This is a genomic window from Streptomyces sp. NPDC059851 (assembly GCF_042732005.1).
GTDB lineage: Bacteria > Actinomycetota > Actinomycetes > Streptomycetales > Streptomycetaceae > Streptomyces.
Genome location: NZ_JBHWJJ010000176.1, coordinates 1 through 14,758, shown reverse-complemented (window position 1 = coordinate 14,758; position 14,758 = coordinate 1). Strand labels below are relative to the sequence as shown.

The window sequence follows — 14,758 nt, the reverse complement described above, 5'->3', positions numbered from 1 at the left end:
GGCCCCGGGCTGCGCCGCGGGAGCGGCCGGCGCGGCGGCGGGCGCGGGCGCGGCAGCCGCGGGGGCGGGCGCAGCGGGCGTGGGCGCGGCAGCGACGGGGGCGGATGCAGCGGGCGCCGCACCGACGGGCCCGGCCGGTGCAGCGGGCGCGGCCGGGGCCATGGCGTGCGCCTCGGGCCCGGGCACGTACCCCATGGCCGGGACGGCGGCCGCAGCGGCCACGGGCACGCCCGCGGCGGCCAGGGCGGCGCCCCCGCGTTCCAGCCGCTCCAGGCGGGCCTGGAAGGACCGCTCGTCGTCGAAGGCGGCGGGCAGCAGCACGCGGGCGCAGATCAGCTCCAGCTGGAGCCGCGGCGATGTCGCCCCCCGCATCTCGGTGAGCCCGGTGTTGACCAGGTCGGCGGCGCGGCTCAGCTCGGCCGCCCCGAACACCGAGGCCTGGGCCTGCATCCGCTCGACCACATCGGCGGGGGCGTCGATGAGCCCCTTCTCCCCGGCGTCGGGCACGGCGGCCAGGATCACCAGGTCGCGCAGCCGCTCCAGCAGGTCGGCGACGAACCGGCGCGGGTCGTTGCCGCCCTCGATCACCCGGTCGACGACCTCGAACGCGGCGGCCCCGTCCCCGGCGGCGAAGGCGTCCACGACGGAGTCCAGCAGCGACCCGTCGGTGTAGCCGAGCAGGGAGGTGGCCATGGCGTACGTCACGCCCTCGTCGCCCGCACCCGCCAGCAACTGGTCCATGACGGACATCGAGTCACGCACCGACCCGGCGCCCGCGCGCACCACGAGCGGCAGCACGCCGTCCTCGACCTTGGCCGCCTCGCGCCCGCAGACCTCGCCCAGGTAGTCCCGCAGCGTCCCGGGCGGCACGAGACGGAAGGGGTAGTGGTGCGTCCGCGACCGGATGGTGCCGATGACCTTCTCGGGCTCGGTGGTCGCGAAGATGAACTTGAGGTGCTCCGGGGGCTCCTCGACCACCTTCAGCAGGGCGTTGAAGCCCGCCGAGGTGACCATGTGCGCCTCGTCGATGATGTAGATCTTGTACCGGCTGGAGGCCGGCCCGAAGAAGGCCTTTTCGCGCAGGTCACGGGCGTCGTCCACACCGCCGTGCGAGGCGGCGTCGATCTCGATGACGTCGATCGAGCCCGGGCCGTTGCGCGCCAGGTCCCGGCAGGACTGGCACGCGCCGCAGGGATCGGGCGTGGGGCCCTGCTCACAGTTCAGGCACCGGGCGAGGATTCGCGCGCTGGTGGTCTTGCCACAGCCGCGGGGCCCGCTGAACAGGTACGCGTGATTGACCCGGTTGTTCCGCAGGGCCTGCATCAGCGGGGCAGTGACATGCTCCTGCCCGATGACCTCGGCGAACGACTCGGGGCGGTAGCGGCGGTACAGCGCAAGGGACGACACGTCTACGAGGTTATCGGGGCCCGCCGACAAAGCGGGCCCGCCGGCCCTACCGGATCCGTCCGCGGCCCGCGCCCGACTCGCGCCCCCCACGCGCGCCCGCACCCGCACCCGCCCCGGAACGCAAAGCGCCCCTCACGCACCCGCCAGAGCCCACTTACCCTTGCTGCCTTCCGGCCCTGGGGGAGTTGGGTGAGATAGCGCCACGTGAGGGGCTGACCCCACCCTAGCGGATGGAGGCCCCCGGGATCGAGTTCGCTAGCACCCCTCATCGTCTTGTATTGTTCGTCGCGGAGGATTCGCCTAGAGGCCTAGGGCGCACGCTTGGAAAGCGTGTTGGGGGCAACCCCTCACGAGTTCGAATCTCGTATCCTCCGCCAGCCCAGAGGGCCGGATCGCGCAAGCGGTCCGGCCCTCTGGCGTTTCCCCCGTGCCCCGCACGCCGGCACCGGGCGGATCGGACTGGTGGGCATCGCACAGCCGTCACTACGATCACCGGTCGTGGACTGGGTCGAGAGCGCCGCGGGGCTGCGGCAGTGGACCAGGGGCGGCGTGCGGGCTCCGCACAAGCCGCTGCTGTTCCTGTACGCCCTCGGCCGGTTCCAGCAGGACGCCGACGGCGAGCTGGAGTACAGCGCCGTCGAGGACGACCTGAAGCAGCTGCTGGCCGAGTACGGGCCCGCCAACGGGACGACGCCCGCGTACCCGTTCCACCACTTGGTGAGCGACGGGGTGTGGGAGGTGCGCACGGACCGCGGACCGGGCAGCCCCGGCAGCCGGGTACGGGAACTGCGAGCCACCAGAGCCACGGGGCGGCTGGCACCGGAACTGCGGGCGGCCCTGCGGCGGGAACCCTCGCTGCTCGGACGGATGGTGCGGGTCCTGCTCGACCTGCATTTCCCTCCCTCGCTCCACGACGACCTGTGCGCGGCGGTCGGCCTGGAACCGGAGCCGCCGCAGACGCAACCGCTCGCGGCGGCACGGAAGCAGCGGGACCGCCGGATGCGGGAACTCGTGTTGACGGCGTACGAGTACCAGTGCGCCTTCTGCGGCTACGACGGACGGATCGGGGCGGCCCCGGTCGGGCTGGAGGCCGCGCACGTCCACTGGTGGGCGTTCGGCGGCCCGGACGAGGTCGACAACGGGGTGTGCCTGTGCTCGCTGCACCACAAGCTCTTCGACAAGGGCGTCCTCGGCATCGGCGACGGCCACCGCATCCTGGTCTCGCAGCGCTTCGTCGGCCGCAGCCCCGCGGCCCGCGAGCACGTCACCGCCCTCGCCGGCCGTCCGCTCATCGGCCCCCAGCCGGGCGCCCTCCCCATAGCGGCGGCCCACCGGTCCTGGCACGCCAGCCAGGTATTCCACGGCGCCCCGCGGCCCCCGGCCGACACCTGACGCCCGTGCCCCGGAGCCCGTCGGGCCCACCCGCCGTCAGGAAGCCCAGGGCAGGGGGCGGGTGCCTTCGGTGCCGGGAACGGAGACCACGCCGTCCGCGCACATGGCCACGTGCGCCACGGCCGCCCGCGGGGCGTGGACCCTGCGCATCAGGTCCGGCGGGAGGACGAGGGTCTGGCCGGCCGTGACCGTCTCGGTGCGGCCGTCGCAGGTGACCTCCAGGGCTCCGGCGGTCACCGTCCAGACCTGTTCACGGCTGACGGAGTGCTCGGGGCCGGTGCGGCCGGCCTCCATGGCCACGGTCCAGGTGCTGATCTCGGCGCTTCCCCGGCTGGGCGCGGCCAGGCCGGTCATGCGGGCGTTCGGGGTCTCGGTGGTGTTCCCGGCGGCGGGGGTGATCACGTGCACGGTTGCCTCCTCAGGGCGGTTCGGCCTCGTGAGCCATTTTTACGTCGGGCGTAAATTTACGCTCGGGCGACTCCGGCCGGCAAGGGAATTTTGCTACGGGGGTAAGATTTTCGGCATGGGTACCGAGCTGGGGCTCCGTGAGTCCAAGAAGCGGGAGACCAGGCAGCTGATCTCCGACTGCGCCACCCGGCTCTTCATCGAGCAGGGCTTCGAGCAGACGACCATCGCCGAGATCGCCGCCGCCGCGCGCGTCGCGAAGAAGACGGTCACCAACTACTTCCCGCGCAAGGAGGACCTGGCCCTCGACCACCACGAGGTGTTCACGGAGCGCCTGGCTCGGACGGTCGCCGAGCGCGCCCCCGGCGAGGCACCGCTCGTCGCCCTCGGCCACGCCTTCCGCTCCACCCTGGTCGGGCGCAGCCCGGTCGCCGGGTTCACCGGGCTCGCCTTCGCCCGCATGGTCGCCGACAGCCCCACGCTCTGCGCGCGCCTGCGCGAGCTGCACGACCGCCGGGAGGAGGCGCTCGCCGAGGCCCTCGCCGCCGCCACGCCGCAGACGGCCCCGGCCATCGCCCCCCGGGCGGCGGCGGCCCTGATCGCCGCCACGGACCGGCTGCTGTACCGGCGCGTCCAGGAACTCACCCTGGCCGGGCGGACCCACGCCGAGATCGAGGCCGAGCTGACACCGGAGGCGGACCACGCGTACGTCCTGCTCCTCGCGGCCCTGGGCGACTACGCGGCGACCGCCTGATCGGCGCCCCCTCCCGGAGGGCCGGCCTCCGGGCGCCGGGCCGGAAGGTCAGTCGACCGCCAGGGCGACCTCCGTCGACTTGATCAGCGCGACCACCGGCGCCCCGGCCGCCAGGCCGAGCGCCTCGACGGCGTCCTTGGTGACGGCGGCGGTGAGCACGTTGTCGTTGACGACCACCGTGACCGTGGCCATCGCGGCGCCGGTGGAGATGCCGGCGACGGTGCCGGCCAGCTGGTTGCGGATGCTGATGTTGTCGACGGCTTCGTTGGCCAAGGCCACTTCGGTGGCCTTCACCAGGGCCCTGACGGCCGAGCCGGCCGCGAGGCCAAGCTCCCGGGCGGCTTCGCTGGTGATGGCGGCGACGACGTCCTGGCCGCCTTCCAGCCGGACCTTCACCGTGGTCATGGCCTCGCCGGCGGCGACGTCGGTGACGGTGCCGACCAGCCGGTTGCGGATGCTCAGGCTCATGGAGGTCCCCAACTCGTCGGGTGGTGGCGTACGGAAGGTGTCGTACGGCTGCGGGTCGGCCGGTCACCCGCTGCGGCCGGCGGGCCGACCGCGCCCCTCGGGACCGGTCGGTCGACCGGTCAGACGTCCGTCATCTGCGGCATCTCGCCCGAGGTCGTCGACATGTCGATGACCGCGAACGCCGCGCCCTGCTGGTCCGTCAGCGCGGCGAACCGGCCGAACGGGGTGTCCATCGGCCCGAAGTGGAGCGCGCCGCCGAGCTGCTGCGTCTTCGCCACCGCCTCGTCGCAGTCCGCGACGCCGAAGTAGACCTGGATGTACGAGGGGACCTCCCGCGGGAACTCCTCGCCCATCAACATCCGGCCGAGCACCGGCTTGTCGGGGCCACCGGCGTTGAAGACCCGGAAGTCCATCCCGGCCGCCTCGGGGCCGTCACCCGGTTCCATCTGCTGGGCGCCGTACGGGAAGACCCGCGGCAGGAAGGAGTCCACCTTGCCCACGTCCCGGGTGAAGACCTCCGCCCACGCGTAGGACCCGGGCTCCCCCATCTTCTCGAAGCCCTTGTGGTCGCCGGGCTGCCAGACGCCGAAGACGGCGCCGCTCGGCTCCTGCGCGATCACCATCGTGCCGAAGCTGCCGACCTGCATGGGGCCCATCATCACCTCGCCACCCGCCGCCTTGATCTTCTCGGCGGTGGCCGCCGCGTCGGGCGAGGCGAAGTACAGGCACCACTGCGACGGGGCGTCCGCACCCGGCATCGGCGGGACGACGGCCGCGACCGCCTTGCCGTCCGAGTAGGCCTGCGTGTAGTTGCCGTAGTCCGTGGAGGCCTCGCCGAAGGTCCACCCCAGCACCTCGCCGTAGAAGGCCTTCGCGCCCTCCACGTCCTTGAACATCGCATCCACCCAGCAGGGGGCGCCTTCCGAGAACTCAGCCATGGTCGATCGACTCCTGTGTCGTGTTCGCGGTCGTGGTCGTGGTCGTGATCGCCGCCGCGGTCGTGATCGCCGTCGTGGTCGTGGTCGTGACGTGAATCCGGTTACTCACGCTAGGCGCGCGGTGCGCCGGCCGCGCGGGGAACACGGCCGCGCGAGAGGCTGGATCCATGGACATCACGATGCGGCTCGCCCAGCAGCCCGAGGCCGACGAGCTGCTCGGCCGCAGTCCCCTCGCCGCATTGGTCGGCATGCTGCTGGACCAGCAGGTGCCGATGGAGTGGGCGTTCTCCGGCCCATACACCATCGCCCGGCGGATGGGGGCGGACGACCTGGACGCCCACGCGATCGCGGCCCACGAGCCCGAGGCGTTCGCCGCGCTGCTGTCCGAGAAGCCGGCCGTGCACCGCTACCCCGGGTCGATGGCGAAGCGGGTCCAGCAGCTGTGCGCCTACCTGGTGGAGCACTACGACGGGGACGCGGCAGCCCTGTGGGCCGATGCCGGCACGGGCGCCGAGCTGCTGGAGCGGCTGAAGGACCTGCCGGGGTTCGGGGAGCAGAAGGCCCAGATCTTCCTAGCGCTGCTGGGCAAGCAACTCGGCGTACGCCCCGAGGGGTGGCGCGAGGCGGCCGGCGGCTACGGGGAGGCGGACGTGTACCGGTCGGCGGCCGACATCACCGGCCCGGAATCGCTGGCCAAGGTCAGGGCGTACAAGCAGGAGATGAAGGCCGCCGCGAAGACGAAGACGCAGACGAAGACGCAGACGAAGACGAAGGCGCAGACGAGCCCGGGTGCGGGTACGTAGGCGGGCAAGGGCGAAGGGTGAGGGCGGGCGGCCACAGGTGGGTAATTGACCGGGCAGATCAAGCCCTGATTGGCCTCGGTCGCCGGTCAACCCGGCCCGTAGGTTCGTGGTCATGAACAGCGAAGAGACGACGGTCCTCACCCGCGCCGCCACCGCCGAGACCATCACCGACGGCCCCGGCAGCACCATCACCCTGATCACGGACACCGCCGAACTCACCTGCAACACGGCCCGCTTCGAGGAGGGCGCGGCCGGCGCACCGGTGCACTTCCACACCAAGGCGACCGAGTTCTTCCACGTCCTCTCCGGCCGCCTGGACGTCCTCGTCGGCGACGAGGTCCGGACCCTCACCGCCGGCGACTTCCTCTCCGTCCCGCCCGGCGTGAAGCACGCCTTCGCGCCGCAGCCGGGCCACACCGCCGAGGTCTTCGTCGGCTTCACGCCCGGCATGGGCCGCTTCGACTACTACCGGCTGCTCGGCCGGGTCCGCGCCGGCGAGGCCACCGTCCAGGACGTCCTGGACAGCCAGCCGGTGTACGACAACCACTACGCGGAGAGCGCCGCCTGGGCCGGCCGCCTGCGCAGCGCCGACGCGTAGACCTCGTCCGCGGCCAGCCGCCGCAGCTCCTCCGAGATCAGCTCGGCGGTGCTGCGGATCTTCAGGGCCACCCTGCGGTCCGGGCTGCCCGGCAGGATCAGGGCGGCCAGAGCCCCGTCGGGACGGTCCACCCGTATCGGGCCCTGCGCGGTGTCCAGCCGGACGCCGGTGATCACCGGGCCGTCCGTGACGACCCTCTCCACCGGCACCCCCAGCCGGTCCTCCAGCCATCGCGCCAGCAGCTCGGCGCTCGGGTTGTCGGCCTCGCTCTCCACCGCCCCGCCGGTCACCGGCAGCGGCTTCTGGTCCATCGCCGCCGCCAGCAGCGCCCGCCAGGGCGTCAGCCGGGTCCAGGCGAGGTCGGTGTCGCCGGGGGCGTACGAGGCTCCCCGCGCGTCCAGCACCGCGAGCGGGTCCGCGGCCGCCTCGGCGTCCGTGATCCTGCGCTGCGCCAGCGCGCCCAGCGGATCCCCGGCCGGGTCGGCGGGGGCGTCGGCCGGCCACCACACCACCACGGGGGCGTCCGGCACCAGGAGGGGCAGGACCACGGAGCCCGCCTGACCGGTGAGCGCACCGTGCAGCCGCAGCACCACGACCTCCCCGCTGCCGGCGTCCGAGCCGATGCGCAGCTCGGCGTCCAGGCGGGTCTGGCGCAGCTTGTGCGGGCCGCGGGAGGTGCGCTTGATCACCGCGATGATGCGGCACGGGTGCTCGCGCGAGGCCTCCGAGGCCGCGCGGATCGCGTCGTAGGCGTTCTCCTCGTCGGTCTCGATGACGAGCGTCAGCACCAGGCCCAGGGCGGGGCTTCCGATGGCCCGGCGGGCGTCGAGCAGGGCCCGGTCGACTTTGCCGGACGTGGTGTCGATGAGTTCGGTCCGCATGGCGGAAGTCTGTCAGCGCCTGCCGCACCGGTGTCACCCGGCCGCACGGCCATCCGTCACCTGCGCACCACCGGACCGGCGGCGCCCGCCCGTCACCGCACTCCCCGCCGTCACCGCACTCCCCGCCGTCACCGCATTCCCCCCACCTACCCCCGCACGCCCCGCTCCCCCTCATCTCCGGCGCCTCGGCGTACCGAAGAGGGACCGCGAGACCTCCCGGCCCAGTTGGGTCCCGATCGACCGGGCCAGCGAGCGGAACAGCCCGCTGTCCACCACGCGTTCGGCCAGGGAGGGCTCCCGCTCGGCCTCCGCCGCGGCCGCCTCCGCAGCCGCCTCGGCGGCCGCCTGCCCGGCGCTGATGCGCTCGTACGCCGACTCCCGGTCGACCGGCTGCGCGTACCGCCCGTACAGCGGCGAGGACTTCACCGCACGCTCCAGCGCCCCCGCCTCGACCGGCCCCATCAGGGACTGCGGGGCCCGCAGCCGCGTCGCCGCCACCGGGGTCGGGGCGCCCGTCTCGCTCAGGACGGTGACCACCGCCTCGCCGGTGCCCAGGCCGGTCAGCAGCTCTTCCAGGTCGTACTCCGAGCGCGGGAAGGTCCGTGCCGTGGCCTTGAGCGCCTTCGCGTCGTCGGGGGTGAACGCCCGCTGCGCGTGAATCACCCCCGCCGTCGCGGAGGACAGTTCGCCGATCCCCTTGGGCTCGGCCTTCCCCCGGTCGGAGACGAGGAAGGCGACGACCGCCCGCAGGTCCTTGAGGTCGACCAACTCCAGCCCCTTGGCGTCGGCGTAGTGGAAGACCAGGCCGAGCGACTGTTCCTGCGTCCGGTTGAGCCCGAGCACCTTCGCCGTCAGAACGGGCCCGAAGTCCGTCACCGTGGCCCGCAGCGCAATGCCCGTCCCGATCCCGCCCAGCGCATAGAACTCGGCGGGGCATCCGGCGGCCCGCCACTCCTGGCCCACCTCCCCGGCCCGCTGCGCCGTCCTGTCGCCCGGGACGCCCGGGGCCGAAATCCCCTACAGGTCACCCTTGATGTCGGCGCGGAAGACCGGCACCCCGGCCTGCGACAGCTGCTCGGCGATGAGCTGGAGCGTCTTCGTCTACCCGGTGCCGGTGGCGCCGGCCACAAGGCCGTGCCGGCCCAGCATCGGGAGCGGCGGGACGCGGATCTGCCGGTCCGGCAGGCAGGTTCCGTCCCAGAGCAGGGCACCCAGGTCGAGCGCGGGTCCGGCGAAGGCGTATCCGGCGGCGATCCGGTCGGCCGGCGACGCGGGACCGGTGCTCTCGCTCATGCAACCTTCCCTCCCGGTATGGCCGTGGACACCACCTTTGCACCATCGGTACGAGGCTGCGCCCGCAGCCACCGGCCCGGTAGGCTTTCCGTGTGATCTTCAAGCGCATCGGAAACGGGCGGCCGTACCCCGACCACGGCAGGGAAACCACCCGGCAGTGGGCGGACGTCGCCCCGCGCCCGGTCCGGCTCGACCAGTTGGTGACGACCAAGGGGCAGCTGGACCTCGAAACGCTGCTCGCCGAGGACTCGACCTTCTACGGGGACCTCTTCGCGCACGTCGTGAAGTGGCAGGGCGACCTGTACCTGGAGGACGGCCTGCACCGCGCCGTGCGCGCGGCGCTCCAGCAGCGCCAGGTGCTGCACGCACGCGTCCTCGAAATGGACTGACGCCCCGACCCGCCCCTCCGGCGCGCCCCTCGGGCCACCGGCTCACACCAGGAGCGGCACGTCACCGCACCTGCGTCGCCCCGCGTGCTCCCACGCCGGACCACTTTTGTGTGAATTGCGCCTTTTGGGTCGGTCTTGCCCTATCAACAGATCATTTGGTGGGCATCAACCCCGGCCGGTATTACGCTGCGCCCATGAGCATGCTCACTCCCCCCGGCATGGGCGGAAAGTACCGCGTCACGGGGACGGCCTACCCCCGTTTGAGTCGACCTCGGCGCCGCCGCAGGATCGTCTTCACCGTGCTCGGCGCGGTCCTCGGGCTCGCCCTGCTCGGCTACGGGTCATTGCAGCTCATCCACGTGTTCCGCGGTGACGGCGACCAGGGCCAGCGCGGCACCACCGCCGCCGGGAACTGCCCGAGCGCCAAGCCCGGGACCGGCGCGGCCCCGGCCGCCGCGGCCTCCGCCGGGACGGCTCCGACGGTCGTGCTCCCGAAGCCCGGCGACATCACGGTCAACGTGTACAACGCCACGCAGCGGGCCGGACTCGCCAAGGCCGTCGGCGACGAGCTGAAGAAGCGCGGGTTCACCGTCGGGCAGGTCGGCAACGCCCCCGCCGACTTCGACAAGAAGGTCCCCGGGACCGGGATACTGCTCGGCTCCGCGAAGACCGACAAGACGGTCTACTCCGTGCTGGGCACGCAGATCGAGGGCGACACCCTGCAGAACGACGCCCGCGAGGGCGCGGACGTCGACCTGATCCTCGGCGACGCCTTCACGCAGCTCAGCCCGCCGGAGGCCGCGGACAAGGAGCTGGCCCTCCTGGCCAACCCCCGACCCGCGCCCGCCACCACCTGCTGACGCCCGCCGGGGCACGGGCCGTGCCCGTGCCCGTGCCCGTGCCCGAGCCCGTGCCCGAACCCCCGCGCCAGGACCTCGGGCAGGGGTTCGGGATTTCCGTCCGTACGGGGGCTATTCCGCCGAGCCGTACATGCGGTCGCCCGCGTCGCCCAGCCCCGGCACGATGTAGCCGTGCTCGTTCAGCCGCTCGTCCACGGCGGCCGTCACCACGGTCACCGGCGTGCCCGCGAGCTCGCGCTCCATGACCTCGACGCCCTCCGGCGCGGCCAGCAGCACCACGGCCGTGACGTCGTCCGCACCGCGCTTGATCAGCTCCTGGATCGCCGCGACCAGCGTGCCGCCCGTGGCCAGCATCGGGTCGACCACGTACACCTGGCGCCCGGACAGGTCCTCCGGCATGCGCGTCGCGTACGTGGAGGCCTCCAGGGTCTCCTCGTTGCGGACCATGCCCAGGAAGCCCACCTCGGCCGTCGGCAGCAGCCGCACCATGCCGTCGAGCATGCCGAGGCCGGCGCGCAGGATCGGCACGACCAGCGGGCGCGGGTGCGAGAGCTTCACGCCCGTGGTCGGGGCGACCGGGGTCTCGATGTCCGACTGCTCGGTGCGCACGTCCCGGGTGGCCTCGTACGCGAGGAGCGTCACCAGTTCGTCGGCGAGGCGGCGGAAGGTGGGGGAGTCGGTGCGCTTGTCGCGCAGAGTGGTCAGCTTGTGCGCCACCAACGGGTGATCGACGACCTGCAAACGCACAACATCCTCCAAGGCTCAAGAGTCGGGTTTCGACCTGCGACCTGCAAAAAACGGCCGCAACGTTTTGCGCGACCCACACCCGAAAGGCTACGCGGTGCACGCACCCCCGTGCGCCCGAACGGCCCGCCGCGTCCGGCACTGCCCCGTCCGCCGCCGGCGGCACTCCCACCGCCCCCGGCCAGGCGCCCCCGCAGCGCGCCCGCCCGTGCCTCCTGGGATGCGGCCCGTCCCCGCACCCAGCACGCTGGACGGGTGAGCAGCAACGCACCCGTGATCGCAGCCGTCGACGGGTCCGACCACAGCCTGCGGGCCCTGGAATGGGCCCGGCAGGCCGCGCTCCGGCACGGCACCGGCCTCCTCGTCGCCCACGTGCTGCCCGACACCTCCCAGCTGTACACGGCCCGCCGCCAGGCCCTTTCCGACCCGGCGACGCCGAAGACGTACGCCGATCCGGTGGCCGAGCGGATCCGGGACCTGCTCGCCGAGGCCCCCGAACTGCCGGACGAGGTGCGCTACGAGGCCCTCACCGGCTCCGTCCCGGAAGCCTTGCGGGTGATCGGCTCCGAGGCACGGACGCTGGTCATGGGGTCCCGCGGGCGCGGCGGCTTCGCGGCCCTGCTGCTCGGCTCGAACAGCCACGCCGTGGCCGCGACCGCACGCTGCCCGGTGGTGGTCGTCCCGCACGAGGCGCGGGACGTGGAGGACGCCGGTCCGGACCCCTCCGCCGGCCGGGTGGTGCTCGGCCTTCACGCCGCCGAGACCCCCGACGACGTCGTGGCCTTCGCGTTCACGGAGGCCGCCGCACGGGGGACCACCGTCCAGGTGGTCTCCGCGTACGCCATCCCGCCGACGCCCCTCGTCATGGTCGACACGCCGTTCGCCGTGCTCACCCCGGAGGGGCTCGCCGACGGCGCGGACGCCGTCCCCGCCGAGCGGGAGATGCTGCGCTCCCAGACGGAACGGCTGGCGCCGTTCCGCGAGCGCTGGCCCGGCGTACCCGTGGTCCAGGCCGCCGTGCCCGGGGACGCGGCGGGGCGCCTGGTCGAGGCCTCGCGCGCCGCAGCCCTCGTCGTCGTGGGCCGGCACCACCCGCGCCGCACCATCCGGAACGTGATGATCGGCTCGGTGGCACACGCGGTCCTGCACCACGCGCACGGGCCGGTGGCCATCGTCCCCACCCTCTCGGACGACGCCTGACCTGCACGGGGGTGGCATCAATCGGCCCAACCGGGGGAAGGTGGGGGTGCGGGGGGTCTGCTTCGCGCCGGCGGAGGAGGACGACCGGACCAGCCGGGGTGGGTGGTGGCCGATGCCCGACACGCAGCCGAGACGAGACGAACGCGACCGCGAACGTGGCGGCGGCGCGGACGAGGCGCCGGAGACGGCGGCGCAGCGCAGAGCGCGGCGCGCGCAGTTCCTGCGCGACCTGATGGAGGCGCGCGCCCTGCGCGACCGCGTCCAGCCGCGCCGTGCCCGCGCGGCCCGGATGCGCCAGCAGATGCGCATGCGCACGTTCCGCTGGTGACACCTGGCGGCCCGGCGCCGGATGACGGGGCCGTGCCGCAGCCGCCCGACGGGCCGTGCTCAGCCGGAGCCGTAGCCAGCCACGCCGGAGCCACGCGGACGGGCGACCGCCGGTCGGCGGTACGCGACGCACGCCAGCGGAGACGTTCCGCCGCGCCGTACGCCCGGGAGCCACGGGTGGCCGGCGGGCCCTGCGATACCCGCCCCCGCAGACGGCGCGGCACGACGCAAGCGCGGAAGACCTCTCGCAAAGCCGCTGTTTCTGCCACGATGCCGATTGGGCGGGGCACGAAACGGCGAGCAGCACAGCCGTTCCAACCCTCCCCACCTCCGGCCGGGGGGACCTCCAACCGGCACGCCTATGACCAGTGGGAGAGTCACGGTGTATTTCGCCGCACTGCTCGCGCGCACCGAAGACGGGTGGGAAGCGAGCGACATGGAACTCGACGACGTCGAGTCCCTCAGTGATCTGATCGATCTCGCCCGTGCCGCCGCTGTCGACGACGACACGGTGGTCGCCCTCATCGAGCAGGAGGACGCCTGGTTCGGCGTCGTCCGCGTGGACGGCGAGGAGGACCCGCGGTACTTCGTCTCGAACGCCGCCCTGGCCTCCCGCAGCTCCTACGGCTCGATGCTGACCGACGAGCTGCTGGGCAGCGACGAGGAGGACGACGAACTCGACGAACTGGACCTGGACGGCACCGAGGACGGCGAGGAGGAGGGGATCACCGCGTTCGCCGACGCGGACGACGAGGACGGGGACACCGGAGCGGGCGCGGAGCCCGTGCCCGCCGGCCCGCTCGGCGACCCCCGACTGCTGGACGACCTCGGGGTGAGCCACAAGGAACTGATGGCCCTCGACGGGGACGCCCTCTCGGAAATCGCCGACTCGCTCGGCGCGACCGAGGTGCTGGAGGCCGTCCGCTAGTGATCACCGAGCACCACCCCACGCACGGCCCCGATCCCGTACGGGACCCGTGGCGGGACTCCATGCGCCTGGCGCTCCGGGAGGCCGCCCGGGCGGTGCCGGCCGGCGACGTGCCGGTCGGCGCCGTCGTGCTGGGCCCGGACGGGGACCTCCTCGCCACCGGGTACAACGAGCGCGAGGCCACCGGCGACCCGACCGCGCACGCCGAGGTGCTGGCGCTGCGCCGGGCCGCCGCCCGGCTCGGGGAATGGCGGCTTCCGGGATGCACCCTCGTGGTGACCCTGGAGCCGTGCGTGATGTGCGCCGGGGCACTCGTACAGGCACGGGTGGCCCGGGTCGTCTACGGGGCGGGGGACGAAAAGGCGGGGGCCGCGGGGTCGCTGTGGGACCTCGTACGGGACCGCAGGCTCAACCACCGCCCGGAGGTGATCCGCGGGGTGCTCGCCGAGGAGTGCGCGCGGCAGCTCACGGACTTCTTCCGGGAGCTGTGAGGGCCCCGGCGGCACCCCGGACGGCCGCGCGGCGCGGCGGCGGGGATACCGATTTCGGAACTGGGGCGACCTTGGGCTAGGATCTCTCTCGGTAGCGTGTCCGAGTGGCCGAAGGAGCTCGCCTCGAAAGCGAGTATGGGGCAACCCATCGGGGGTTCAAATCCCTCCGCTACCGCTCCGATCGAGAGCCTCGTCCCGCAAGGGCCGGGGCTCTCGGCGGTTTCCGGGCCGGAGCCGAGAACCGGAGTCGAGAACCGGAGCAGCAGGCAGCGGGCAGCGGGCCGTCGTGCGGTCGCCGCGACCGCGCGTACTCCGAGCGGTGGCGTCCTCCGCGCGTACTCCGACCGGTGAGCGCGCCCCGGCCCCGCGTGACCGGCCGCCCGCTCGGCCGTTGTCACGGCATGACCAAGACCCAGCGCATGCTCGCCGCCATCGCCCTCGCGGGGGCCGCCGCGGGCCTCGCCGCACCCGCCGCCTCCGCCGCACCCGCGGCCCCGCTCACCCTGCCCGACCTGCCGCAGGCGGCTCCGGGCATGCCGGAGGGGGCCATGCCCGGTTCCGTGCAGGAGATCGGCTCCAAGCTCAACGACCTGAACCAGCTGAACCAGCTGATGACGCTGCCGGACCAGCTCGCCCCGGTGGTGGCCCCCGTGGAGCCGGTCCTCGGCCTCCTCGGCGGCATCGAGTAGCTCGGTCGGCCGTCGGGCGTCGGTGGGCCCGCGGCCCCGCGCAGCGGGCGGCACCACCGCGCGTGCGGCAGGCCCCCGGGGGCGCCGGGGCCGGCCCCCCCCGGGCCGGGGGGGGGGCCGGGGGGGGGGCTCGGGGGGGGGCTTCGGGGGGGGCTTCGTACGAGGAGGCGAACGCCCTGCAGGCCCTGTGC

17 protein-coding genes, 2 tRNA genes, 1 other RNA gene and 1 pseudogene are annotated in these 14,758 nt (G+C 73.6%); 13 read left to right on the top strand and 8 right to left on the bottom strand.

Annotated features, from left to right (window positions below; translation table 11 throughout):
• The coding region (locus ACFV7Q_RS35255; RefSeq protein WP_385435004.1) for a DNA polymerase III subunit gamma and tau at positions 1-1,407 on the bottom strand (1,407 nt) is incomplete at its 3' end.
• A gap of 118 nt (positions 1,408-1,525) precedes the next feature.
• Positions 1,526-1,624, bottom strand: an RNA gene (ffs, locus tag ACFV7Q_RS35250) — signal recognition particle sRNA small type.
• Between the two features lie 72 nt (positions 1,625-1,696).
• On the opposite strand from ffs, the gene ACFV7Q_RS35245 reads away from it, so the two are divergent.
• Positions 1,697-1,784: transfer RNA gene (locus tag ACFV7Q_RS35245), tRNA-Ser, on the top strand.
• A gap of 121 nt (positions 1,785-1,905) precedes the next feature.
• The gene (locus tag ACFV7Q_RS35240) at positions 1,906-2,799 is read left to right on the top strand and encodes a phosphorothioated DNA-binding restriction endonuclease (protein WP_385435003.1); all 894 of its coding nucleotides are present in this window, start codon (positions 1,906-1,908) and stop codon (positions 2,797-2,799) included.
• A gap of 36 nt (positions 2,800-2,835) precedes the next feature.
• Here ACFV7Q_RS35240 and ACFV7Q_RS35235 read toward each other — a convergent pair whose 3' ends face one another.
• A complete protein-coding gene (locus tag ACFV7Q_RS35235) occupies positions 2,836-3,207 on the bottom strand; it encodes a cupin domain-containing protein (RefSeq protein ID WP_385435002.1) in 372 nt (123 codons plus the stop codon).
• Between the two features lie 115 nt (positions 3,208-3,322).
• Here ACFV7Q_RS35235 and ACFV7Q_RS35230 point away from each other — a divergent pair, with 115 nt between their 5' ends.
• The gene (locus ACFV7Q_RS35230; protein WP_385435001.1) at positions 3,323-3,958 is read left to right on the top strand and encodes a TetR/AcrR family transcriptional regulator; all 636 of its coding nucleotides are present in this window, start codon (positions 3,323-3,325) and stop codon (positions 3,956-3,958) included.
• Between the two features lie 48 nt (positions 3,959-4,006).
• Here ACFV7Q_RS35230 and ACFV7Q_RS35225 read toward each other — a convergent pair whose 3' ends face one another.
• Positions 4,007-4,426: a molybdopterin-binding protein gene (locus tag ACFV7Q_RS35225; protein WP_385435000.1), complete on the bottom strand. Its 420-nt coding sequence runs from the start codon at positions 4,424-4,426 to the stop codon at positions 4,007-4,009.
• 119 nt (positions 4,427-4,545) lie between these two features.
• Positions 4,546-5,364, bottom strand: a complete 819-nt coding sequence (locus ACFV7Q_RS35220; protein WP_385434999.1) for a VOC family protein — start codon at positions 5,362-5,364, stop codon at positions 4,546-4,548.
• 167 nt (positions 5,365-5,531) lie between these two features.
• Between ACFV7Q_RS35220 and ACFV7Q_RS35215 the strand changes: the two genes are divergently transcribed.
• Positions 5,532-6,167 (top strand): HhH-GPD-type base excision DNA repair protein, encoded by a 636-nt coding sequence (locus ACFV7Q_RS35215; protein WP_385434998.1) that lies wholly within the window; start codon positions 5,532-5,534, stop codon positions 6,165-6,167.
• 112 nt (positions 6,168-6,279) lie between these two features.
• Positions 6,280-6,765 carry a cupin domain-containing protein gene (locus tag ACFV7Q_RS35210; protein ID WP_385434997.1) on the top strand — a complete coding sequence of 162 codons (486 nt, stop codon included), beginning with the start codon at positions 6,280-6,282 and terminating at the stop codon, positions 6,763-6,765.
• On the opposite strand, the gene opcA is transcribed toward ACFV7Q_RS35210, so the two are convergent.
• Entirely contained in the window at positions 6,714-7,646 is a 933-nt protein-coding gene (gene opcA / locus ACFV7Q_RS35205; RefSeq protein ID WP_385434996.1) for a glucose-6-phosphate dehydrogenase assembly protein OpcA, read from the bottom strand. The two genes, ACFV7Q_RS35210 and opcA, sit on opposite strands and share 52 nt — an antisense overlap.
• A gap of 171 nt (positions 7,647-7,817) precedes the next feature.
• A pseudogene (locus tag ACFV7Q_RS35200) lies at positions 7,818-8,939 on the bottom strand (helicase HerA-like domain-containing protein).
• Positions 8,940-9,031: 92 nt separating this feature from the next.
• Here ACFV7Q_RS35200 and ACFV7Q_RS35195 point away from each other — a divergent pair.
• Both ACFV7Q_RS35195 and ACFV7Q_RS35190 read left to right on the top strand, forming a co-directional pair.
• Complete coding sequence (locus ACFV7Q_RS35195) at positions 9,032-9,328, top strand: type II toxin-antitoxin system VapB family antitoxin (RefSeq protein ID WP_114058229.1); 297 nt, start codon at positions 9,032-9,034, stop codon at positions 9,326-9,328.
• Positions 9,329-9,522: 194 nt separating this feature from the next.
• On the top strand, positions 9,523-10,188 hold the full coding sequence (locus ACFV7Q_RS35190) for a LytR C-terminal domain-containing protein (protein ID WP_385434995.1): 666 nt from the start codon (positions 9,523-9,525) through the stop codon (positions 10,186-10,188).
• A gap of 111 nt (positions 10,189-10,299) precedes the next feature.
• Here ACFV7Q_RS35190 and upp read toward each other — a convergent pair whose 3' ends face one another.
• The gene (gene upp, locus ACFV7Q_RS35185; RefSeq protein WP_114058231.1) at positions 10,300-10,935 is read right to left on the bottom strand and encodes a uracil phosphoribosyltransferase; all 636 of its coding nucleotides are present in this window, start codon (positions 10,933-10,935) and stop codon (positions 10,300-10,302) included.
• A gap of 252 nt (positions 10,936-11,187) precedes the next feature.
• On the opposite strand from upp, the gene ACFV7Q_RS35180 reads away from it, so the two are divergent.
• From ACFV7Q_RS35180 to ACFV7Q_RS35155, 6 genes are all read left to right on the top strand, one after another.
• Entirely contained in the window at positions 11,188-12,132 is a 945-nt protein-coding gene (locus ACFV7Q_RS35180; protein ID WP_385434994.1) for a universal stress protein, read from the top strand.
• A gap of 112 nt (positions 12,133-12,244) precedes the next feature.
• A complete protein-coding gene (locus ACFV7Q_RS35175; protein WP_385434993.1) occupies positions 12,245-12,460 on the top strand; it encodes a hypothetical protein in 216 nt (71 codons plus the stop codon).
• A 381-nt stretch (positions 12,461-12,841) separates the two neighbouring features.
• Positions 12,842-13,387: a hypothetical protein gene (locus ACFV7Q_RS35170; RefSeq protein WP_385434992.1), complete on the top strand. Its 546-nt coding sequence runs from the start codon at positions 12,842-12,844 to the stop codon at positions 13,385-13,387.
• Positions 13,388-13,449: 62 nt separating this feature from the next.
• On the top strand, positions 13,450-13,878 hold the full coding sequence (gene tadA, locus ACFV7Q_RS35165) for a tRNA adenosine(34) deaminase TadA (protein WP_385435005.1): 429 nt from the start codon (positions 13,450-13,452) through the stop codon (positions 13,876-13,878).
• Positions 13,879-13,968: 90 nt separating this feature from the next.
• A tRNA-Ser gene (locus ACFV7Q_RS35160) sits at positions 13,969-14,053 on the top strand.
• A gap of 226 nt (positions 14,054-14,279) precedes the next feature.
• On the top strand, positions 14,280-14,567 hold the full coding sequence (locus tag ACFV7Q_RS35155; RefSeq protein WP_385434991.1) for a hypothetical protein: 288 nt from the start codon (positions 14,280-14,282) through the stop codon (positions 14,565-14,567).
• Positions 14,568-14,758: the final 191 nt, after the last annotated feature.